This window comes from Halanaerobium saccharolyticum (assembly GCF_003259895.1).
Taxonomy (GTDB): domain Bacteria; phylum Bacillota; class Halanaerobiia; order Halanaerobiales; family Halanaerobiaceae; genus Halanaerobium; species Halanaerobium saccharolyticum_A.
Window position 1 is genome coordinate 1 of sequence record NZ_QLME01000032.1, and the last position, 22,524, is coordinate 22,524.

The 22,524-nt window shown below is 38.9% G+C and carries 24 protein-coding genes and 1 other annotated feature; of the genes, 1 reads left to right on the top strand and 23 read right to left on the bottom strand.

From position 1 onward, the window contains the following. Positions 1–116 precede the first annotated feature (116 nt). Positions 117–366 (bottom strand) — a binding site (T-box leader). A 158-nt stretch (positions 367–524) separates the two neighbouring features. The 5 genes from C7958_RS14155 to C7958_RS14175 form a co-directional block, all read right to left on the bottom strand. Beyond that, the gene (locus C7958_RS14155; protein WP_111573322.1) at positions 525–2,012 is read right to left on the bottom strand and encodes a sodium:solute symporter family protein; all 1,488 of its coding nucleotides are present in this window, start codon (positions 2,010–2,012) and stop codon (positions 525–527) included. Positions 2,013–2,015: 3 nt separating this feature from the next. Next, positions 2,016–2,213, bottom strand: coding sequence for a hypothetical protein (locus C7958_RS14160; RefSeq protein WP_111573323.1), 198 nt, complete (start codon positions 2,211–2,213; stop codon positions 2,016–2,018). 67 nt (positions 2,214–2,280) lie between these two features. Beyond that, entirely contained in the window at positions 2,281–2,802 is a 522-nt protein-coding gene (locus tag C7958_RS14165; protein WP_111573350.1) for a 3H domain-containing protein, read from the bottom strand. 191 nt (positions 2,803–2,993) lie between these two features. After that, positions 2,994–3,413: a hypothetical protein gene (locus tag C7958_RS14170; RefSeq protein ID WP_111573324.1), complete on the bottom strand. Its 420-nt coding sequence runs from the start codon at positions 3,411–3,413 to the stop codon at positions 2,994–2,996. A gap of 14 nt (positions 3,414–3,427) precedes the next feature. Next, positions 3,428–4,063, bottom strand: coding sequence for a class I SAM-dependent methyltransferase (locus C7958_RS14175; protein WP_111573325.1), 636 nt, complete (start codon positions 4,061–4,063; stop codon positions 3,428–3,430). Positions 4,064–4,350: 287 nt separating this feature from the next. Between C7958_RS14175 and rpsD the strand changes: the two genes are divergently transcribed. Further along, positions 4,351–4,947 carry a 30S ribosomal protein S4 gene (rpsD, locus tag C7958_RS14180; protein ID WP_111573326.1) on the top strand — a complete coding sequence of 199 codons (597 nt, stop codon included), beginning with the start codon at positions 4,351–4,353 and terminating at the stop codon, positions 4,945–4,947. A gap of 89 nt (positions 4,948–5,036) precedes the next feature. On the opposite strand, the gene fabG is transcribed toward rpsD, so the two are convergent. From fabG to dnaX, 18 genes are all read right to left on the bottom strand, one after another. Next, positions 5,037–5,795: a 3-oxoacyl-ACP reductase FabG gene (fabG, locus tag C7958_RS14185; RefSeq protein ID WP_111573327.1), complete on the bottom strand. Its 759-nt coding sequence runs from the start codon at positions 5,793–5,795 to the stop codon at positions 5,037–5,039. A gap of 219 nt (positions 5,796–6,014) precedes the next feature. Next, positions 6,015–6,893, bottom strand: coding sequence for an AraC family transcriptional regulator (locus C7958_RS14190; RefSeq protein WP_111573328.1), 879 nt, complete (start codon positions 6,891–6,893; stop codon positions 6,015–6,017). Positions 6,894–7,058: 165 nt separating this feature from the next. Further along, a complete protein-coding gene (gene rlmH, locus C7958_RS14195) occupies positions 7,059–7,538 on the bottom strand; it encodes a 23S rRNA (pseudouridine(1915)-N(3))-methyltransferase RlmH (RefSeq protein WP_111573329.1) in 480 nt (159 codons plus the stop codon). Between the two features lie 2 nt (positions 7,539–7,540). Beyond that, complete coding sequence (locus tag C7958_RS14200) at positions 7,541–8,359, bottom strand: MBL fold metallo-hydrolase (RefSeq protein WP_111573330.1); 819 nt, start codon at positions 8,357–8,359, stop codon at positions 7,541–7,543. Positions 8,360–8,362: 3 nt separating this feature from the next. Next, complete coding sequence (locus tag C7958_RS14205; RefSeq protein WP_111573331.1) at positions 8,363–9,019, bottom strand: redox-sensing transcriptional repressor Rex; 657 nt, start codon at positions 9,017–9,019, stop codon at positions 8,363–8,365. Positions 9,020–9,043: 24 nt separating this feature from the next. Continuing rightward, complete coding sequence (gene metG, locus C7958_RS14210; RefSeq protein WP_111573332.1) at positions 9,044–11,005, bottom strand: methionine--tRNA ligase; 1,962 nt, start codon at positions 11,003–11,005, stop codon at positions 9,044–9,046. A 93-nt stretch (positions 11,006–11,098) separates the two neighbouring features. Then, the gene (rsmI, locus tag C7958_RS14215; protein WP_111573333.1) at positions 11,099–11,968 is read right to left on the bottom strand and encodes a 16S rRNA (cytidine(1402)-2'-O)-methyltransferase; all 870 of its coding nucleotides are present in this window, start codon (positions 11,966–11,968) and stop codon (positions 11,099–11,101) included. A 77-nt stretch (positions 11,969–12,045) separates the two neighbouring features. Further along, positions 12,046–12,768, bottom strand: a complete 723-nt coding sequence (locus tag C7958_RS14220) for a tRNA1(Val) (adenine(37)-N6)-methyltransferase (RefSeq protein ID WP_111573334.1) — start codon at positions 12,766–12,768, stop codon at positions 12,046–12,048. Between the two features lie 3 nt (positions 12,769–12,771). Then, positions 12,772–13,098 carry an initiation-control protein YabA gene (locus tag C7958_RS14225; RefSeq protein ID WP_111573335.1) on the bottom strand — a complete coding sequence of 109 codons (327 nt, stop codon included), beginning with the start codon at positions 13,096–13,098 and terminating at the stop codon, positions 12,772–12,774. 20 nt (positions 13,099–13,118) lie between these two features. Beyond that, the gene (locus C7958_RS14230; protein ID WP_111573336.1) at positions 13,119–13,931 is read right to left on the bottom strand and encodes a PSP1 domain-containing protein; all 813 of its coding nucleotides are present in this window, start codon (positions 13,929–13,931) and stop codon (positions 13,119–13,121) included. A 21-nt stretch (positions 13,932–13,952) separates the two neighbouring features. Next, a complete protein-coding gene (gene holB / locus C7958_RS14235; RefSeq protein WP_111573337.1) occupies positions 13,953–14,942 on the bottom strand; it encodes a DNA polymerase III subunit delta' in 990 nt (329 codons plus the stop codon). A 109-nt stretch (positions 14,943–15,051) separates the two neighbouring features. Then, positions 15,052–15,411 (bottom strand): cyclic-di-AMP receptor, encoded by a 360-nt coding sequence (locus C7958_RS14240; protein ID WP_111573338.1) that lies wholly within the window; start codon positions 15,409–15,411, stop codon positions 15,052–15,054. Beyond that, the gene (gene tmk / locus C7958_RS14245) at positions 15,411–16,037 is read right to left on the bottom strand and encodes a dTMP kinase (protein ID WP_111573339.1); all 627 of its coding nucleotides are present in this window, start codon (positions 16,035–16,037) and stop codon (positions 15,411–15,413) included. The genes C7958_RS14240 and tmk overlap by 1 nt, the downstream gene beginning before the upstream one ends. Before the next feature lie 227 nt (positions 16,038–16,264). Further along, on the bottom strand, positions 16,265–17,314 hold the full coding sequence (trxB, locus tag C7958_RS14250) for a thioredoxin-disulfide reductase (protein ID WP_111573340.1): 1,050 nt from the start codon (positions 17,312–17,314) through the stop codon (positions 16,265–16,267). A gap of 313 nt (positions 17,315–17,627) precedes the next feature. Further along, on the bottom strand, positions 17,628–19,091 hold the full coding sequence (gene guaB, locus C7958_RS14255; protein ID WP_181453833.1) for an IMP dehydrogenase: 1,464 nt from the start codon (positions 19,089–19,091) through the stop codon (positions 17,628–17,630). Positions 19,092–19,434: 343 nt separating this feature from the next. Then, positions 19,435–20,034, bottom strand: coding sequence for a recombination mediator RecR (gene recR, locus C7958_RS14260; protein WP_111573342.1), 600 nt, complete (start codon positions 20,032–20,034; stop codon positions 19,435–19,437). Beyond that, positions 20,034–20,342, bottom strand: coding sequence for a YbaB/EbfC family nucleoid-associated protein (locus C7958_RS14265; RefSeq protein WP_111573343.1), 309 nt, complete (start codon positions 20,340–20,342; stop codon positions 20,034–20,036). Before C7958_RS14265 ends, recR begins: the two co-directional genes overlap by 1 nt. A gap of 1 nt (position 20,343) precedes the next feature. Beyond that, positions 20,344–22,461, bottom strand: a complete 2,118-nt coding sequence (gene dnaX / locus C7958_RS14270) for a DNA polymerase III subunit gamma/tau (RefSeq protein WP_111573344.1) — start codon at positions 22,459–22,461, stop codon at positions 20,344–20,346. Between the last annotated feature and the right edge of the window lie 63 nt (positions 22,462–22,524).

A 22,524-nucleotide genomic window follows, 5' to 3' on the forward strand; every position in this document is an offset into this window, starting at 1 on the left:
CTTTAATATGATTTCTTCTTTGTTTTGGGCTCATAATATTTTTATCCTTCTACAAAGTTATCCACATTCCTGCAAAAGCATAATTTCCTATATAATCAAAAAACCCCCGTTCTAATTAAAGAACGAGGGTTTGAATTCTCGTGGTACCAATCTTTTTGGCTAAAAAGCCCACTCAACAATTACAGGAATTATTAATGATTCCAATAATCTGTCCGGATAACGGCAGACGGCCGGTGCAGGCTTACTTTTTTGTTCAGCTGACAACTCACAGGGGAACTTCATTAAAATACTTACCGGCAGGCTCTCACTAACCCCGCTTCGCTGAGATAAATACTTTTAATTACTTTCCCTGATCAAAGTCTTTAAATCATATTATTTTTATAATTCAAGTTTTAATAATTTTACCTTACTAATTTCATTTTGTCAAGCTCAATTATCAATTTCTTACCTGAGCCTGTGCTGCAGTTGACCTACAATTCAGGCTGACAGCAGGATCATTACCAATTTAACTCCAGAAAAATAATTTAGAGAATATTTTTCTGATTACATTCCTGATTAAGATAGCCGATAAATTCTTCGGCTTTTTTGGTTGGCGCCTGCGTAAATAAGCTGACTATTAGAAAAACTGCTGTCGTAACCAGCAGAGTCCAGACTCCGGCACCATATCCTAACGGGCTCCAACCGCTGAACTGCAGATATAAAGCGGCAGCTGAGCCAACAATTATACTGCTTAAAGAAGCAGCAGCTGTAGCTTTTTTCCAGAAAAATGCACCAAAGATCGAAGGTACTACAACCAGCAGCCCAATGGATGCTGCAACTGAGAGCGTGGCAATTAAGTCAAGTTCCTGGATGGCAAATAAAAATCCTAAAAGAGCAATAATTAAAATTGCAATTTTCGCAGTTCTCAATTGTCTTAAATTCTGATCTTGATCTAAATTATCCTCCATATTTTTGAAAATATCTCTGACTACCAGTGAGGATAAAGTAAGCATTATCGAATCAATGGTTGAGATTGCAGCTGCTGTAATCCCAATCATGGCCACCAGTGCTAAAACAGTCGGTACATATTGAGATGCCAGCAGTTCCGGTGTTGCCAGATCAGCATTAGCCAGTCCGGGAATTAAAAGACGGGCTGAAAAACCCCAGAAAACTGAAACCAGGGTATAAATAAATCCAAAAAGCAAAAAACCTTTAATCATAGTCTTCATTGCCTTTAAATCACGGGGAATAAAAAGCCGCTGACTGACCTGGGGATTGGAAATAGAAAAGAAAAACCAGGGCAGACTCAAACCGAGGAAAGTTTTAAACTGAAAAAATCCTGGTCCCGGCACAGTCAGCACATCACCTTCCAGAACTGTCAGCGAACCGAAGAATTCCATAAAACCACCCAGATGCTGATAAATTACATAAAATAAGATGACAATGCTGACCACAATCATAATCAATGACTGCAGGGAATCAGTCCAGGTAACAGACTTCATGCCGGCAATCAAAGCCCAGGCAATTGCCAGCACTGCAGCAATTACAACTCCAAAAATAAAAGGGATTTCGCCTCCAGAAAGTCCACTCAGCAGATAACCAACTCCCATCAGCTGGACAGCAAGATAGGGAATTAAGAAAATGCAGGCTGAAAGTGAAGCGGCAAAAGCAATCCACTGATTCTGATAGCGATCTCCCAGCATCTCATAGGGAGAAACATAGTTATTCTTTTTCCCGATCAGCCAGAAGCGGGGGCCAAAAAATGCAACCAGAGACAAACCAGATAAATAAACCAGTTCAAAACCAAGCGCCCCCACTCCTCCAGAATATGTAAAACCTGCCAGTCCAATCATCATAAAAGCGCTGTAGGTGGTGGCACTATATGATAAAGCGGCTACAAAGCCACCTGTATTTCTACCACTTAAAAAATATTCTATCACACCTTCATTCATTTCTTTTCTGGCCATTAAAGCAACTATCGAGCCAGTTATTATGTACAAAATTACTGCTATGTATAAATATGTTGTTGGCATTTGTTATTCCCTCCAGTAACCTGTGATTTTGATGGTCAAAAAGATGACAATTAAAGCAAAAAGACTCCAGAACAAAAAGGCTCCTCTAAAATGATTAATCGAGTTGAGCAGAGTATAGGGCACTGCAAAAGCAGAAATTACCAGCAGCAGAATTGCCAGTAAGTAAAACCAGCGCAGCTTTTTCAATTTCTTATTCTCCATAATTAGATACCTCCCAATTTTTACAGTAAAACTTTACAGCTGTCTTTACAGTAAAACTAAAAATATATTATTCTTCCAGCAAATAACCTTTTTCATCTAATTCTTCTTTGATTTTTCCCAGAACCTGCTCATTAACAGCTTCAATTGTGTGTAGATGAACTCCATCAGTTAATTTTGAAAGCAGAGCTGCCTCATTTTGATGATAGTTGTTAACAAAGTTTTCTACATCTTCCACACTGCTGATCATCAGATTACCACAGAGTTCCCCGTAAATTGGATGCTCAACTTTAACATCAATAATTCGCCCACCATAATTGACCACGGTTAAAAGCTCATCTTTAAGTTCCTCCTGATCATCATGATGACAGGCAATAGAAGCTTTAACAGTTGGCATTCCCAAATTTTCTTCATAAAAATAACCCTGGGAGGTGGCAACTATTTTTTCTCCCTGAGCCCGCAGCAGAGCAATATCCTGGACAATCACCTGCCGGCTGACTCCAAATTCCTCGGCCAGCTGAGAACCAATTAAAGCCTGCTGAGATTTTTTTAGTCTCTGCAACAGCTTCTTTCTTCTTACTTTAGTCTTAATTTTAATCACCTCTGTAAATCACTCATTTAAAATCTTTTTAAATTCCTTGCTTTATATTCTATCATCTGTATTGTCAGCTGTAAAGACATAATTTATCTAATTGAAGAATTTATCTTAGTTAAAAAAATTTTAATCAACAAGAAACTCCCTGCTTCAATTTTAAACAGGGAGTTTTTAAGTCTATTTTAATTTTAATTTTCAGGCTCAATTAAAAGTCTTCCTCCCCCAACATAACTTTTATTTGGGAAAACAATTCTTACCTGATAGGGAAAGTTTTCCCCACTCATTGAATCCTGATAACTTTTTTTCATAATAATAACCTGAAACTGAATAACATCATTTTCTACATAATAGATCTTGTCTTCTCCAGCCGGTCCCAGCCAGAGGTCATCAACCGGAGCTTTAATCTCTAAATCACCGTAATCATTAATAAATTTAATTTTATGATCATCTCTTATTTCAACTAACCATCCCGGTTCATTACCCACTGCCCGAAAATGAACCCCTTCTTCTTTTGCCTTTTCCCAGACATCAACTTCTTGAGCATTCACTGCAGTTAAAGAAATTAATAAAACAAAAATTACTGTCACCAACACTACTGATTTTTTCAAAAATCTCTCCCCCTCTAAGCTTTAAAAAGAATATATTTTTTCTGGTCAGTATAAATTATTTCAAGACCAAAATCTGAAGCTATTTTACTAAATGTTTTTTGATTATAAAAAACTATATGAGTTGAATCCCACTTATACCACCAGTCTTCAAATTCTTCTGGTCCGGGATGAAAAGAAGTCATGACTGCCAGATAGGCATTCTCTTTTAAGTGAGAAGTTAACAACTTCATTTCTTTAATTGGGTCTGAAAAATGTTCAAAAACTTCGGTTGAGGTAATCAAATCATATTTTTTATCTACAAATACTTTCTCCGGAAAAAAATATGGATCATAGCGGTCAACTTCAAGTTCTTTAGCTTCCAGCAGATCCGCTAAAACCGGACCCGGTCCACATCCGAATTCTAAAACATCATTTATGTTTTCCAAATTTATATTGGGCTCAACTAACTCCTCAATAAAATCCTCAAACATCTTAACATAGCCTTCATTCTGATGATTATTGTCATGTCCTTCATATCTTTCTTTTTCCTCAGCCTGAGCCACTCTTTCTGCTGGATCAAGAAAAATAACTTCACAATCCTGACAGTGATAATATTTATTTTGAATATCCAGTAATTCCAGATCACTGCTGCCGCAAATTATACAATCCAAAACTTACACTCCTCTTAACTTTCGTTATTATTTTACCAAAAAGTTTTTTAGTACATTTCATTGAAGCTAAAAATAGATTCGCAAATATTCTATATCCTATATTTTATTATATTACATCAGGACTTACTTTGTAAATTGATTTGCTAAAAATTTATTTAAATTTTAAAATATTTGACTTAATCTATAAAATTGTTAAATAGGAACTATAACTTTTGCTTTAAACTTGATAAAATAACTATGGATTAATAACCGCGGCTAATAGTTATTAATAAGGAGGAAAATTTAAATTGGCCAGAAAAAGAGGTCCAAGATTTAAGGAATCAAGAAGACTGGGTGTCAATATTTACGGACATCCCAAGGCAATGAAGAGAGCAGATGGAACATTTAATCGAGAAAAAAGAAATTTATCAAACTACGGTCAGCAGCTGCTGGAAAAACAGCGCCTACGCGCCTATTATGGCTTGATGGAAAAAAAGTTTAGTAATTATGTAAAAAAAGCTGCCAGTGAAGGCGGTGTGACCGGTGATAATTTGATTAGATTACTGGAAAAAAGGCTTGATAATCTTGTTTATCGTGCCGGCTTTGCCCGTTCTATCAGACAGGCCAGACAGATGGTTGTTCACGGACATATTTTAGTCAATGGACAGAAAATTGATATCCCATCCTATCAGCTTCAAATCGGTGATCAGATTATTCTTAGAGATAAATATCGTAAAAATAATTTGTTTCGCGAAAACTTTCTGGATCGGCATTTAAGCGAGATTAGCTATCTAGAAAGAGATTATGACAGTTTTGAGGCGAAATTGAGTTCAGAAGTAGAAATAGATGAAATACCAATTGAGATTAATGATCAGCTGGTAATAGAGTTCTATTCCCGAAAATAATTAATCTAAGGTGCCGAAATCTCTCTGTCAGTTCAGGAGAGATCCCGGCACCTTTTTTAGATTATAGACTAATATACTTAAATTAAATTTTATCTTCCTAAATAGCCGCCATCAACTGGAATTACTGCTCCACTAAGATAATCCGAAGCTTCTGAAGCCAGAAAGACAGCTATACCTTTCATATCCTCTGCTTTACCCCAGCGTCCGGCAGGAATTCTGGACATTATAAGTTTATTTCTTTCCTCATTATTTACCAGAGCCGTATTCATATCTGTATCCATATAACCGGGGGCAACTGCATTAACATTAATTCCTTTTGCAGCCCATTCATTAGAAAGAGCTTTGGTTAATTGAGCAACTCCGCCTTTACTGGCTGCATAAGCTGGAACAGTATAGCCTCCAAAAAAACTCAATAAGGAGGCAATATTTATTATTTTCCCACCCTTATTTTTGAGCATCTGTTCTGCTGCCAGCTGTGATAGCCTAAAAACCGAATTAAGATTAACCTCAATTACATCATCCCAATCCTTTTGTCGAAATTCTTCTGCTTTGTTTCTTCTCTGGATACCAGCATTATTGACCAGAATATCAATCTGATTATCAAATTTTTTCAAAACTTCTTTAAATGCTTTTTCTATTTGTCCTCTATTACTTAAATCAAAGCTAATTCCCGAAACCTGGTGTCCCTGCTCTCTTAACTCGGAAGCTGTTTCCAGAACTCTGTCGGAAACTCCTGTAATAATAACCTCTGCCCCGGCCTCTAACAAACCTTCTGCCATCCCACGCCCCAGACCACGACTGCCTCCTGTGACTAATGCCTTTTTTCCAGTTAAATCAAATAGTTTCATTTAAGATCACTCCTCTGTTTAATTAAATTTAAATAAAATTACTGAATTGCAACTAACTTTCTAGATTCAGCGATATATTTCTTCTAATTTTATTATATTCAATAATTAAGGAGCTGTATTTAGTCAGATTTATAAATCTTTTGTCCAGAATTTAGTTTAAGCTGTTTAAGATAGAAAAAAGTATACCCTCTCTGGCTGGGCATACTTCTAAATACAAAACTATTTTTGTTTCTGGAGGCGATCTTTATTAACAAAATCAGCTGTCAGATAGATATCTTTTCTAACAGCCAATAAATATTCATCTCTATATTCACCGGGAGGCTTACCCTGGTATTTACTAAAAGTCCTGTTAAAATGATGAACCGTCTTAAATCCCGTTTTTCTTGCGATTTGAGTCAGGGTATCTCCGGAATTTTTTAATAATTCAGCTGCTTTTTTGACCCTATATTTATATAAAAAATTCATTGGCGTTAAATTATAATTTTCTTTAAAACTTTGACAGATATAACTCTGATTATAGCCCAGCTCAGAAGCTATATTTTTTAAAAATAAATCCCTGCTGTAGTTTTCTTCAATGTAATTAATAAATTTTTTGCAGAGCTGATTTTTAGCCTTTTCTTTTAAAACAGAGCTGTGATAATTTTCGTTTTCAGCAGCTGGAGAGCAGGATTTAACCCGCAAAATATTTATTAATATCTGCAGCAAAAAGCTGTTGTTCAGCTCCTGATAATAGTCCTGCTTTTTTCTGCCTTCTTCCCAGATTTGATCAAGAAGATTTTTGATCTGAGGGAGGTCATGATACTCACCCGCAGCCATTTTAACTCTACTGGCAAATTCAACTTCCTTAATCTCAAATTTTATATCCAGAGTTTTTAAAGTGTTTTTTTGACCGGCAGCTAATTTATGAGATTCTCCAGGTGCAATTAAAAATAGCCTGTTTTTAGCCAGCTTTTTTTCTAGATCCTGATAGTAAAAACTGCCTGAACCGGAAATAATATAGATAATCTGAAAATAAGAATGATGATGTTTATTAAAATACCAGCCCGGTTGATAATCATAGCGAGAAATCCACATTGCCTCAATCTGCTCAGTCAGCATTAAAAGTCCTCCTAAATCTGCTATAAGCTAATGAACTTGCAGTCAATTAAATTAAAATACCTGTATTTTCAATATATATTATAGTATTGTGCTTTCATTCACTTGTACCTGGTACAAAAAGGCTTTTTTGTACCAGGTACCTGTAAGGCACCTCTATATATATAATCATAAATGATAGGGCTCATTATTATTAATTTTAAAGGCGCGGTAAATCTGCTCCAGCAAAATTAAGCGGATCATCTGGTGGGTAAAGGTCATATGGGAGAGAGAAAATCTGTAATCTGCCTGCTGCAGCACAAAATCACTTAAGCCAGTTGCTCCTCCAATTACAAAACTAAAAGAACTGTAGCCCCGAACCTGCAGATTATGCAGTGATTTTGCAAAACCGGTGGAAGTCATTGGTTTGCCCTTTACATCAAGGGCGAAAACATAACTTCGCTCCGGAATATTTTTAACTATCCGCTCACCTTCCAGGGCCTGCAGAGCCTCAATATCTTTAGCCGAGGGGCTTTTAGGAACTGTTTCATCTTTTAGCTCAATAATATTTAAACTGCAGTAGCGGCTTAAGCGTTTTTTGAATTCTTCAATTCCCGGCTCCAGGAAGGAAGATTTTAAACTGCCAACAGTAATGATGTTAATTTCCATAATTAAAATGATTCCTTCTTTTTTGTTTTCTGATCAACTCTAAAAAGTTGAGTTGGTTGATGCTGATCGGCACAGCCCATTCTTAAATCCCTGCCGACTTTCAGACCGGCTTCTTTAAGGGCATTGTTGACTGTAATATAGGCAACTTTAGGATTATTATTTTCTTCACTTAAATGAGCCAGCACTACTGTGGGAAAATTATCCCTGATTAATCCCGGCAGCAGAGCGGCTGTATCATCATTGGAAAGATGGCCCTCACTGCCCTTAATCCTATTTTTTAAAAAATAGGGATATTTGCCTGTCATCAGCATCTCCAGATCATGATTTGACTCCAGCACAAAAAAATCTGCTCCTTTAATTTTATCGATAATCTGCTCATTCATAACACCTGTATCAGTAGCCAGCACAATTTTTTTGCCGCCAGCCTGACAGACATAGCCCACCGGCTGAGAGGCATCGTGAGAAATCGCATAGGGAGAAAATTTAAGCTCTCCGATTACAAAATCTCCAGTAAAAACTCTTCGATTTTCGGCTTTAATCTTACCCAGATCCGGCTCAGCCCCTGCCCAGGTGCCGTCATTGGCGTAAATTGGGAGATCATAGCGGCGGGATAAAATTCCGATCCCCTTGATATGGTCCTTATGTTCGTGAGTAATCAATAATGCATCCAGGCTTCCCGGATCCAGATCCAGGACAGCCATTCGCTCTTCCAGTCCTTTACCGCTTAAACCGGCATCAATTAAAACCGAATATTTCCCGGCCCGGATATAAGTAGAATTACCTTTGCTGCCGCTGGATAAAACTGCTGTTTCTATCCTCACGTTTTATTCACCCTTCGTTTCCATTTCTTCCTGCCAGCTTAAATGATAGATTAAAGAAACAATGCCAACTGCTAAATCTTCGTTTTTAACTTCAATCTCATCCGGAACATAAAGTCTGGTTGGAGCAAAATTCCAGATAGCTTTAATTCCTGCCTCAACCATCTGTTCAGCGACTTCCTGAGCTGCCTCAGTTGGTACAGAAATCACTCCCAGTTTAATATCATTTTCTTTAACTATCTTTTCTATCTCCTGAACACTCTGTACCTGACGTTCATTAATCACATTCCCAATTTTGTCTAAATCATTATCCAGCACATGACTAATTTCAAAACCCATCATAGCAAAACTACCATAATTAACCAGAGCTCTCCCCAGATTACCGGCTCCGACTAAAACTGCCGGCCAGATCCGATCAACCCCCAGAATCTTACCTACAGATTTTTTTAATTCATTGACATTATAGCCAACTCCTCGACGTCCGAACTCTCCGTAATAGGAAAGGTCTTTGCGCACCTGAGTTGAGGGAATATCAAGTCTTCCTCCCAGATCTTTAGAAGAAACTACTTCAACATCTTCAAAAGTATCCATTTTGTCAAGACACCTGTAATATAAAGGGAGTCTCTCAATTGTAGCCTTAGGTATATTTTCTCTATCTTTCACTGTGAATTCCTCCTGCTTTAATAATTATTTTACCTGACTTCCATTCGCAATATCAGCACTTACTGTTGATAAAACCATATTATCCTCTGGATCAGAGGCAGCTAAAATCATACCTTCTGATTTAACCCCGAAAATTGTGGCAGGCTCTAAATTAGCTACAATCAAAATTTTACGTCCGATAACATCTTCTGCGCTAAAATGCTTTGCAATTCCAGCCACCAATTGTCTTTCCTCCAGGCCAATATCGACCTTTAATTTGAGCAATTTATTGCTGCCTTCAATTTTTTCTGCTTCCAGAATCTCAGCAACTCTAATATCTGCATCCATAAATTCTTCAAAAGTAATTCTGTCTTTAATCTCAACTAAATCCAATTCGTTTTCCTCCTCCTGCTTCTCAGCTTCGGCCTCTTCTTTGCGGGCCTCTACCTTTTCAAAATATTCTTCTAAATCTATCCGGGGGAACATTGGATCCCCATTATAAACTTTAACTCCAGTCTTTAAAGCACCCCAGTTAGCATCTTCCCAGTCAGCTTTATTTATTGCTTCTGCCTGACCCAGCTGCTCACCCATCTTATGAGGAGCCTCTGTCAGAAAAGGTTTTAACATTACTGCAGTAATCCTTAAAGATTCCAGTAAATTATAAAGTACTGTTTTTAATCTTTCGCGATCTGCTTCTTCTCTGGCTAAAACCCAGGGAGTTGTCTGATCAATATACTTATTTGTGCGGCGGACAAAATTCCAGATTTTCTCCAGAGCAACCGTATATTTTAACTCTTCCATCTCTATTTCTATTTCTTTTTTGGTTTCAGCAGCCAGATCAATCAATTCTTTATCTACTGCCTCTTTTGCTCCTGGCTCCGGAATCTCGCTGTCAAAATACTGCTCCACCATGGAAACAGTTCTGTTCAGCAGATTACCCAGATCATTTGCCAGATCAGAGTTGATTCGCTGAATTAAAGCCTCTGTAGAATACTTGCCATCTGTACCAAAAGCTACCTCACGCAGCAGGTAATAGCGGATTGCATCTTTACCAAAGTCATCGATTAAAACTACAGGATCGACAACATTACCCTTTGATTTTGACATCTTACCAGTCTCACTTAAAAGCCAGCCGTGGCCAAATACCTGATCCGGCAATTCCAGATCCAGGGCCATTAAAATAGTCGGCCAGATTACGGTATGAAAGCGGAGAATATCCTTGCCAACAAGATGTAAATCTGCCGGCCAGTAGCGCTCAAAGTTCTCCTGATCTGTCTCATAGCCAATTGCTGTAATATAGTTGCTTAAAGCATCAATCCAGACATATATGACATGATCCTCATCGATAGGCACCGGAACTCCCCAGTCAAAGGTAGTTCTGGACACACTTAAATCATCAAGTCCATTTTCGATAAAATTAATCATTTCATTCCGGCGTGATTCCGGCTCAATAAACTCCGGATGACTTTCTATATGTTCTAAAAGGCGGTCAGCATATTTGCCCATCTTAAAGAAATAACTTTCTTCTTCCACCCATTCAACCGGTCGGTGGCAGTCAGGACAGACTTTCTCACCATTTTCCTCTTCCAGCTGTCTTTCGGTCCAGAAAGCCTCACAGGGTGTACAGTACCAGCCCTCATAGTTACCTTTGTAGATATCGCCTTTATCATAGAGTTTTTTGAAGATTTTCTGCACTATTTTTTCGTGGCGTTCCTCGGTAGTCCGGATAAAATAGTCATAGTCAATATCCAGCTTATCCCAGAGCTCCTTAAAAGTTTCTACAATCTGGTCCACATATTCTCTGGTTTCCTGACCGGCAGCTTCTGCCTTACGCTCAATTTTCTGACCGTGTTCATCAGAACCAGTTAAAAACATGGTGTCAAAGCCGCGCATCTTTTTGTAGCGGGCAATTGTATCAGCCGCAACTGTTGTATAAGCATGGCCGATATGTAATTTATCACTTGGATAGTAAATCGGGGTTGTTACATAATAGGTATCTCTGCTCAAAATTGATCATCCTCTCCAGATTTAGTCATAAATCTTTTATTCTAAATATTTTACTCAAATTTTTATCAAATTTTATAAAATTTAGCTTCAAAATTATTCAAATTTATCTTTATCAGCTGAAATAACCACTGCTTCTTTATAAACTTCACTTTTGGGCAGTCCTCTTAAACTGGCAACCTTTTTAATTGCCTGCTTTTTGGTCATTCCACTTCCAATTAAAAGTTTAAGATGTTCTAAAATACTTAAGTCTTCCCAGCCTTCAGTTTCTGCCTCAATTTCGCTGCGGCCGGCAACAACTACCACAATTTCCCCTTTGATCTCCTGATCCCGCAGGCGTTCTTCCAGTCCGGCTACCGTACCGTAATATTTTTCTTCGTGCATTTTCGTGATTTCACGGGCCACAACTGCCTGACGGGAGGCAAGTTCGGAGCTGAACTGGCTCAGATCTTTAAGTGTATCCTTAAGTCTGTAAGGAGATTCGTAAAAGGCTGTCGTCTCCTTAGCCAGGGCCAGCTCTTCCAGAAACTGCTGCCGTTTTTTACCGGAGCGGGGAATAAAGGCTTTAAATGAAAAAGCAGAAATATCAAGTCCAGAAACCACAAGGGCTGCCAGAAAAGCACTCGGCCCCGGAATCGGAATCACTTCAATCCCGGCCTCTACAGCTTTCCGGACCAGTATTTCCCCGGGATCTGAAACTCCGGGCATCCCGGCATCACTGACTAAAGCAATTTTTCGGCCAGCTTTTAAGTGTTCAATTAACTCTCTACTTCTTTCTTTTTCGTTGTGCTCATGATAGCTAATCATTTTAGTTTTGATCGAAAAATAATTTAAAAGTTTCTGGGTTCTGCGGGTGTCCTCACAGGCGATAAGATCAACCTCTTTTAGTGTAGCCAGCAGCCGCTGACTTACATCATCTAAATTACCGATTGGAGTTCCACACAAATAAAGCTCTGCTGCCTGCAAAAAAATAACCTCCTGTAAAGAATCATTCTAAAACAATCATTTACTGCAATTATAAAATCAAGAAAATGTTTTCAAAACTACTTCTGTCCATAAATCTCTTTGAGCTCTGCAGTGTATTCACTGCTGTTGTCCTGATAAATTATTAACACCGGTTTGACCCTCAGGCCGGGGTTTGCTCCCTTTTTGGCCCGGAGCAGAAAAATATCAGCTTCCTTATCTCTGCGGGCCTGAACCAGCCGTAGTTCTTTGGCCTGACAGTTATACTGAGCTAAAGTTTCTATTACTTCTGTCAGCCTTTCCGCCCGATGAACGAGAAAAAATTGGCCTCCATATTTTAAAAGTCGGGCGGCCTCAGCCACAACATCCTCCAGCTCGGCGTGGATCTCATGTCTGGCTGCGGCCAGATAATCATTTTCCTTCATTCTCCCGCCTTCTACCGGCAGGTAGGGTGGATTGGAAACCACAGCATCAAAGCTGCCGGCCTCCAGCTGTCCCTCCAGCTGACAGAGATCGGCATTAATAATTTTAATCTGATCCTGCAGCTGATTGAACTCTACATTACGCTCTGCCAGCTCAGCCGCTTCAGGTTGGATTTCGACTCCTGTGACCTCTACACCCTCATTTTTATATGCTAAAAGCAGTGGAATTACACCACTGCCTGTACCAAGATCAATTACTTTATCTCCTCGACGGAGTTTAACAAAATTTGCTAAAAGTACAGAATCAGTTCCAAATTTAAAAAACCGATTATCCTGTATAATTTCAAGCTCATCTTCAATCAAATAATGAATCTCTTCCATCACTTATTTCTCCTTACCTTGATTTTCCAGCAAATTTAAACAGAAAAGACAATCTCCTTTTCTTTTTTCTCCAAAACTTAAAGGACAAACATGATAACCTTCATCATAAATATGAATCAAATTACTGTAACCTTCTTTTTCAGCCACAGCTTCTTCTGCATCTTCCTGATCTTTAAAAAGCAGAGATCTCAGCTCTTCGTTTTCGCGCTGCAGCTCTTCGTTTTCCTGATAGAGCTTGTAGGTAATATCTTTAAGTTTATGAAAACGGAGGGAAAGTGCCTCGATTTGTTCCTGAAAATGGGCAAGGCTGCTCAATATTTCCTGATCCATTAAATTTCCTTCCTTTCCATTCAATCTAACTCTAAATCATATTCATCCAGTTCTTCTACATCTACTTCTATATTTTCTTCTGTGCCAATATCAACTTCTACAGTATGCTTAACCAGATTTCGATCTACAACTTTACCTTTACCCATCTCTAATTCAATTTTTTCGCCTAGATTGGGCATTAATCTTTTTAGAGTTTTATAGGTCTGAGCTTCATAGCGCAGGCAGCACATCAAGCGGCCGCAGAGACCTGAGATTTTGGAAGGGTTAAGTGATAAATCCTGTTTTTTTGCCATTTTAATTGAAATCGGCTGAAAATCACGTAAAAACGTAGCACAGCAGACCGGTAAGCCGCAGGGACCTAAACCTCCAAGCATTTTGGCCTCATCCCGGACTCCAATCTGGCGCAGCTCAATTCTGGTTTTAAAAACCGAAGCTAAATCTTTAACAAGCTCTCTAAAGTCAACTCTACCATCTGCTGTAAAATAGAATATAATCTTATTGTGATCAAAAGTATACTCTACATCTATCAGCTTCATCGGCAGACCGTGTTTCTCAATTTTATCCAGACAAATGTCATAAGCTTCTTCTTCCAGTGCTAAATTTTTCTCATGTTTATCTCTATCTTTTAAAGTGGCCTTCCGGATAACATCTTTTAAAGGCGCAACTATTTCGTCATCTGAGATTTCCTTTTTACCAACAACAACTTCGGCATATTCTATACCCCGGGCAGTTTCTACTATTACATGATCTCCGGTTTTTATTTCCAGTTGACCAGGATCAAAATAATAGATTTTTCCGGCTTTTTTAAAACTTACTCCAACTACCGTATTCATTAAAATACACACCTCATTTATCTATTCTTGATCAGGCTGGCGCAGTTTGAAAAATAAGACTTCCAGACTAAGTTCTGCTCTAATATTTCGTTCAATATATTCTTCACTCTGAGCTATCAACTCCAAATTTCTAATTACATTCTGCAGACTAAGCTCTGCAGCCAGCTCTTTTAATTGCTCAAAATAGTCTTTATTAGTCACTGCATCCAGATAATCCTGTTTAATCATCATTATATCGCGATACCAGTCTGATAGCAAATTAAAACAGGGAAAATCAGTCTTCAGCAGTGAAGTTAATTTTTCTGTAATTTGAAAAATTTCAATTGTGTTTTTGGAATTAATATCTTTCAAAAAATCATAAATTTGCTGACGCTGTTCAAAATAATTGTCGATCTTTATAATCTCCAGTGCCTTACCCGGACTTCCAGCTGCAGTACTGCTTACTATTTCGGCCCGTTTGGCCTCCAGTCCCTCAGCTAAAAGCAGCTCCTTGATTTTCTCTTTACTTACATTACGCAGCTTGATCTGCTGGCAGCGCGAGACAATTGTCGGCAGCAGTTTACCGCTGTCTTCCACCAGCAAAATAATGGTGGCAAAAGAAGGAGGTTCTTCTAAAGTTTTTAAAAGTGAATTTGCCGCTTCTTTTGTCATTTTTTCGGCTGTTTCCATAATGTAAATTTTATGATCACTGTCATAGGGTTTATAGGCGATTTCTTTTTTTAACTCCCTGATCTGATCAATAGAGATCGCGCTTTTCCCTTCCTGCACAGAAATCATTTTAAAGTCAGGATGGTTCTGGTGATCCATTTTGCGGCAGTTAATACAGCTGCCGCAGCTGTCAGCTTCAGATTCCTCACAAAAACTGGCCTTTGCAAATTCAAAAGCCAGCTTTGATTTTCCAGTACCTTCTTTAGCAGAAAAAAGATAGGCATGGCTGATTCGATCAGTTTTTATTTCATCCTGCAGTATTTCTACCGCTTCTTTTTGTCCAATAACTGAGTTAAAACTCATTTAAAAACTCCTCTATTTAATATAAACTTACTTCTATCATTTAAATTATATCACAGCTTATAAATGCTTCCAGATCCTGATTAAAAACTCTATCTTTTAAATAACTGCCCTACATTTTCATAAATTGTTCTACATCAATGATAAAGACTGTTGCTCCCCCAATTTTAATTTCCATGGGAAAAGAATAATAACCCTCTAATGAATTTGCAACAGGTGACATCGGGGCCACAGTTTTTTTGCGTGACTCACAGTTTTCCCTGATAATATCCAGCACTTCTTCCACATGTTCTTGATCGGAACCGATCATAAAAGTGGTGTTTCCTTCCCTTAAAAATCCACCTGTTGATGCCATTTTTGTAGCCTGAAAACCCGAAGTTGTCAGCGATTCCAGCAAATCAGCTGCATCATGATCATGAACTACAGCAACCACCATTTTTACTGTTTTACCTGATTCTGCTCTTTTTTCCATTAGAATAACCTCCTGGCGATAATTTTTTTTATATTTTTCTGGACCTCTTCTCTGTTTCCACCCGCATCTATCAGGGCAAATCTTTTGCCTTCTGCCATTTCCAGATAAGCATCTCTAACCCGCTGGTGAAAATCATCAACTTCCCGTTCCAGTCTATCTCCTGCCTCATCCAGGCTGAGTGCCCGGGCTCTTTTTAAGCCTTCTTTAATCTCAATATCTAAAACAAAAGTTAAGTCCGGCCAGGTCGAATCAATTACCCAGTCGTTAATTTGATATACCATCTCATAATCAAGGCCGCGACCGGCTGCCTGGTAGGCAAGATTAGAATCCACAAATCTATCTGAAATAACAACTTTCCCCTGCTCTAAAGCAGGTTTTATTTTTTCTCTAACATGCTGAGCCCTATCGGCAGCATAAAGAAGAATCTCTGTTCTGTAGTCCATCGAATCATATTGAGGATCTAAAAGCAGCTCTCTAATTTTTTCTCCCAGAGCGGTTCCACCTGGCTCCCGACTAACTAAAACCTGATAGCCCTGCTCCTGCAGGTAATCTGCCAGCAAATTAATCTGGGTGGTCTTACCTGAGCCCTCAATTCCCTCGAATGTAATAAAAAAACCTTCTGCCAAAACGGCCAGCCCCTCTCTAAACTTTGTTAAAATAATCTTATTTATAATGTAATTATATAATAATCGCTCTGCTAATGCAATGAAGCTCTGGCTCCAAATTGAATATTCAGCTTAAATTTTTTCCTGATTGAAAAAGAAAAAAGCCGGCTTCAGTATTCTTAAGCTGTTTACAAGAATACTCGCCGACTGGTTTATAAAAAATTATAATTATATTGTGTTTTCTAAATTTAATCCAGATTTAAACTGAGGCTTAATTCGCCTTCTTCAGCACCAGCTTCTGAGCTATCTTCATTCTTTTCACCGGTAAAATCTTTGATCTTAACTTCTTTAGCCGGGAAAGAATCTTCCTTTTCTTCAATATATTCGGAAGCTTCGATTGCTGCTTTAGCTCCAGATCCGGCTGCCACGACAACCTGTCTGTAGTCAGGATCCTGGACATCTCCACAGGCAAAAACTCCCGAAATATTAGTGTGCTGTTTGTTATCTGTTACAATATAGCCGTAATCATCTAACTCAATCTGGCCCATAAGACATTCTGTTCTCGGCTTGTGACCAATGGCAACAAACATTCCATCTACCTGCAGCAGTTTTTCTTCACCATTTTTATTATTGAAAATCTGGATTCCCTCTAATTTGTTATCTCCCTGGAGATTTTTAACTTCTGTATCCCAGAGGATTTCAATATTTTCTTTGGCTTTAACTCTGTCACCAAGAATTTTAGCCCCTCTAAATTTATCCCGGCGGTGCAGAATATAAACTTTAGAAGCAAATTTAGATAAGAAAGTTGCCTCCCATAATGCAGTATCTCCACCACCTACAATTGCTACTTCTTTATTTTTAAAGAAAGCGGCATCACAGGTAGCACAGTAAGAAACTCCATTACCGCGCAGGCTGTCTTCTTTAGCAAGGCCTAAAGTTCTGGGCTCAGCTCCTGTAGCTATAATAATTGAATCTGCAATATATTCTCCCATTTCTGTTTTAACAATAAATTTATCTCCCGAAAAATCAACCTCTTCTGCACTTTCATATTCCAGGCGGACACCAAAATTTTCGGCCTGTTCGGTCATTTTTTGAGATAATTCGAAACCACCAATCGGCTCCGGAAAACCGGGATAGTTTTCAAGCTCAGAAGTTGTTGTAATCTGTCCCCCTGGTTCCGGTCCATTTAAAACCAGTGGTGCAACTCCATTGCGGGCTGCATAAATTGAGGCAGAAAGACCACCGGGTCCTCCACCAATAATTATTAAGTTTTCTTCCTGTCTAATTTTTTCGCTCATTTCAATTCCCCCTGTTATCGACTGCGATGACATTTTAGGATCATATTTTTCTAAAATATCTTTAAATTTTATCTGGTTAACTTCTGATTTCTTCTAATTAAATTTATTTTTAGAGCAGAACTTTTAATTTAAACTTTTAACTTACAGCTATAATCTTAATACTATTTAGCCAATATTTCTGTAAAACTAGCAACAAAGCAGGTGCTAACAGCGAAGTCTAAATTGCTTTTGTCCTGTTTTAATTCTTTTTTATGCTCTCCAAAAAGAAAAACTCCCTGCCGGAAAAGACAGAGAGCCCACTAAAAGTTTGGACTTAATCAATGCTGTAATTTGGAGCTTCTTTTGTTACTTTAACATCATGCGGATGACTTTCGCGGAGACCGGCTGCAGAAATCTTGATCATCCGGGAATTCTCAATCAGGGAATCAATATCCGGAGTTCCACAGTAACCCATCCCGGACTTCAGCCCTCCAACAAGCTGATAAACTGTCTCTGACAGGGTACCTTTATAGGGAACTCTACCTTCGATTCCTTCCGGCACAAATTTTTCTGTTTCAGTTTCATCCTCCTGGAAGTAGCGGTCTTTACTTCCTTTTTTCATGGCACTAACTGAGCCCATTCCGCGGTAGACCTTATAACTTCTACCCTTATATATTTCTAATTCTCCCGGGCTCTCTTCGGTTCCGGCCAGCAGACTTCCGATCATCACATTATTGGCTCCAGCAGAAATTGCCTTGACAATATCACCGGAATATTTAATTCCTCCATCAGCAATTACTGTTTTACCGTATTTTTTTGCCACTTCCGCAGCATCATTAATTGCAGTAATCTGAGGTACACCAACACCGGCAACAACTCTGGTGGTACAGATTGAACCAGGTCCGATTCCAACTTTAACGACATCAGCTCCGGCTTCAATTAGCGCTTCTGTAGCTGCGGCAGTTGCTACATTACCGGCAATTACAGGCAGCTCTGGATATTTAGTCTTGATTTTCTTAACTACATTGATTACATTTTTCGAATGTCCATGGGCAGTATCAATTACTAAAATATCAACCCCGGCTTCAACTAAAGCTGCCACTCGCTCATCCGTATCATTTCCGGTCCCAACCGCTGCAGCAGCCAGCAGTCTTCCCTGCTTATCCTTTGAAGCAAGAGGATACTGTTTTGCTTTTTCTATATCCTTGATAGTGATTAAACCTCTTAAAATTCCCTCATCATCAACGATGGGCAGTTTTTCTATTTTATGTTTTCTCAACTGGGCTTTAGCTCCCTCTAAATTTGTTCCCACCGGGGCAGTAACCAGTTCTTCATCTGTCATTACTTCCGAAACAGGCCGCTTATAATCTTCTACAAAACGCAGATCTCTATTAGTTAAAATTCCGAGCAGTTTTTCATTTTCGTCAACAATTGGTACTCCAGAGATATGATACTTGGACATTAAAGCTTCTGCTTCCTCAATCAGAGCATCCGGGCTGAGAAAGAAAGGATCAACAATAACTCCACTTTCCGAACGTTTTACTCGATCAACCTCAGCTGCCTGCTGATCAATCGGCATATTTTTATGAATTACTCCCAGTCCACCTTCTCTGGCCATTGCAATTGCCATATCACCTTCGGTAACCGTGTCCATCCCTGCCGACATAATCGGAGTATTGAGATAAATCTCATCAGTTAGTTTAGATCTTGTACTTACTTCTTTTGGAACTACATTTGATTCTGCCGGTACCAGCAGAACATCATCAAAAGTCAAGCCTTCTTTAATTATTTTTTCCATAACCAACCTCCTTGAGTTTTGTGAAAATTAATACTTAAAAATATTGAGTTAAGCTGAAAAATTGAGCCCTCCTGAACCTGTAATTAAGTAAGATAATTGGATAATTATTATGCCGTCAGAACAATCTAATATTTTAAGTATTTTAACAAAGCTCAGGGCTAATGTCAAGCTGTAAAACGTGCTCGTACCGTTTACCGAACCATTATTTCCCAAATGCAGCCAATCTTTATCAGCACCATAAAATGACTGACCATTTAAAAAACCCATTATCTCAAATCTGAAATAATGGGTGCTTAAATATTAATAATTTCCATATATTGGTTCCGTAAACGGTACATGCAGATTATAATTCTCTTCTTCCCTCTAGAGCCTTGGAGAGGGTTACCTCATCTGCATACTCTAAGTCTCCCCCGACAGGAATACCATGGGCGATCCTGGTTACTTTAACTCCCAGCGGTTTAATCAGCTTGGCCAGGTACATTGCAGTAGCATCACCTTCTGCATTGGGATCAGTTGCTACAATAACTTCCTGGACATGATCTTTTTCCAGACGAGGAATCAGGGAACGAATTTTTATTTCATCAGGCCCAATCCCATCCATCGGTGAGATAGCTCCATGCAGCACATGATAGAGGCCGTTGTATTCTCCGGTTTTTTCCATAGCCACCACATCCCGGGGACTTTCCACTACACAGATTGAAGTTCTATCCCGCTCCTCCGACTGACAGAAAGTACAGGTCTCCCCCTCAGTCAAATGGTTGCAGTTCGAACAATAATTGATCTTTTCGCGAGCTTCAATCAGGGCATCAGACAGGGTTTTTACATCATTTTTGGGCTGACCCAGTATATAAAAAGAAAGACGGCGAGCAGTTTTAGGCCCGATACCGGGCAGTTTACTGAGCTCGCCGATCAATTTCCCCATTGGTTTAGGATATGGGTTCATTAGGGCATCCCTGGTAGATTCATACCACCAGTTACTTTACCCATTTCATCATTTACCATTTCCTGCATTTCGCGCATACCCTGATTGACAGCTGCCAGCACTAAGTCTTCCAGCATTTCTACATCATCAGAATCAACTACTTCAGGATCAATCTGCAGATCTACAACTTCCTGCTTACCATTAACTACTACCTTAACAGCTCCACCACCAGCAGTTGCCTCAAGGGTCTTGTCTTCCAGCTCTTCCTGCATCTTGGCCATCTTGGCCTGCATCTTCTGTGCCTGTTTCATCATTTTTTGCATATTCATATTAATTTCCTCCTCTATTTTCTAAAATTGATTGGTCAACTTCTATAATCTCACCAGAAAAAATTCTGGCTAAAGCTTCTATATCCAAATCGCCGGCCTGCTCAGATTTTTGTTCCTTTGCCCGAGAAGCTGGCTCTTCAGTTTCTGAATTATTTTCTTCCAGTTTCTGTTTATTATTTTTTGAAGATTCGTCTGCCTGATCCGGCTTAGAACTGTGATCTAATCTGTCTCTGCTCTGTTCCTGCTGTTTTGAGTCTGGACTGCTGTCTTCAACTAAATCCAGAGCCTCATCTTGAACCGCCTGTTGAACAGCTTGATCAGCCTGATTGGAAGATTTACTGGCTGCCGACTGCTCAATTATTTTTTTTTTAGCTCCAATTTGAAACTCCAGTTCAACTGCCTCATTTAAAACATTTCTTAAAACTCGAGCAATTAAAGCCTCATTGGAAGCAGCACCCTTGTAGTGGAATTTTTTATCTTCCGGGAAAGCAATAATTATTGTTTTTCCTTCCACTGCTGCTGGAGAGCCTTCTCTTAAGAGCGCCTGAACCGAAATATCAAGCTGACGGATTTCTTTTAAAACACGGGCCCAGCTTTCTTTAACCTGGCTCAAACTAATCGCTGTTCCTCCAGCTGCTGGATTTTGCTGTTTAGCTTGCTCAGCCATATTATCAGCAGTTTTTTGAGTATTCTTTTCTGGTACATTTTTTTCTTTTTGAACAGACTCCATCTGTTTTTCAGGCTGCCTGTTTTCTGCAGCAGATTGAGCAGATTCTGAAGATTTATCAGCTTCAGCAGCTGCTTTTCGAGGCTCAGCTGTTGGCTCAGCTGCAGCAGTTTTTTCTGAAATTGGTTCAGGAGTTGGTTCAGACTTAGCTTTCCTGCCCTCAGTTTTTTTCTGCTCAGATTTTTCGGCAGTTGATTTCTGAGTCTCAAGTCCACTTTTAAACTCAGAACTATCTTGATTACTCAGAAAATTATCCAGTTTAAATTCCAGTTCCGAAAGTCTAGCTTCCAGAGAACTGCTGCTCCCCCTACTACTTAATTTTATAACACTTATCTCCAATTGTAAACGGGGTCTGGCACTTGATCTCAATTTATCTTTTAAAGATGCAAACTCATCAATAATATTCGTTATCTTTTTGGTACTTAAATTGGCAGCTACAGAAGCAATTTCTTCTAAATAACTGCGGGAATATTCGAGAATTCCAGATTCAATACCGCATTCTTTGATCAAAAGTAATTCACGGCAGTATTCTATTAATTCATCGCTAAATCTTTCGATCCCGAGGCCTGACTCCAGCTGTTGATTTAATAATTCTAGAGCAGACTGACTCTCTTCCTTACTTAGATGAATTAAAAAGTCTTTTAAATCAGCCTTGTCAATTCTTCCCAGCATCCGGGATACTTCTTCCAGACTGAGCTGACCATCACTAAAAGAAATAGCCTGATCTAAAAGGCTAATCGCATCTCTCATTCCTCCACGCGCACTGCGGGCTAAAACATCAAGAGCTTCTTTATCAATCTCATAGCCTTCAGCATCAGCAATATATTTTAAACGTTTTTTAAGATTAGTTAAAGTTAGTAAGGTGAAGTCAAAGCGCTGACAGCGGGACATGATTGTTGTAATTACTTCATGTGGTTCGGTAGTTGCCAGTATAAAAACCACACTTTCGGGCGGCTCTTCTAAAGTTTTTAAAAGAGCATTAAAGGCTCCCTTGGTCAGCATATGTACTTCATCTATAATATAGACCTTATATTTTCCCTCACCGGGATAAAATTTAACCTTTTCTCTCAGTTCTCGAATTTCATCGATACCGCGGTTGGAAGCAGCATCAATTTCAATTACATCAAGAGAATTACCTTTTTCTATCCGCTGACAGGAATTACATTCACCACAGGGTTCAAAATCCGGAGTTGGATTAGCACAATTAAGTGACTTGGCAAAAACTTTTGCCGCTGAAGTTTTCCCTGTTCCCCGGGGACCAGCAAAGAGATAGGCATGTGCTACTCTATCGTTTTTTAGAGCATTTTTTAAAGTCTGTTTAACCTGATCCTGACCAATCAGATCATTGAAATTTTCTGGCCTGTATTTTCGATAAAGAGAGAGAAAGGACATTTTTTTCACCTCAAAAATAGTATTATATAACAAAAACACCCTATTCCGGGTGTTTTAAAAAAG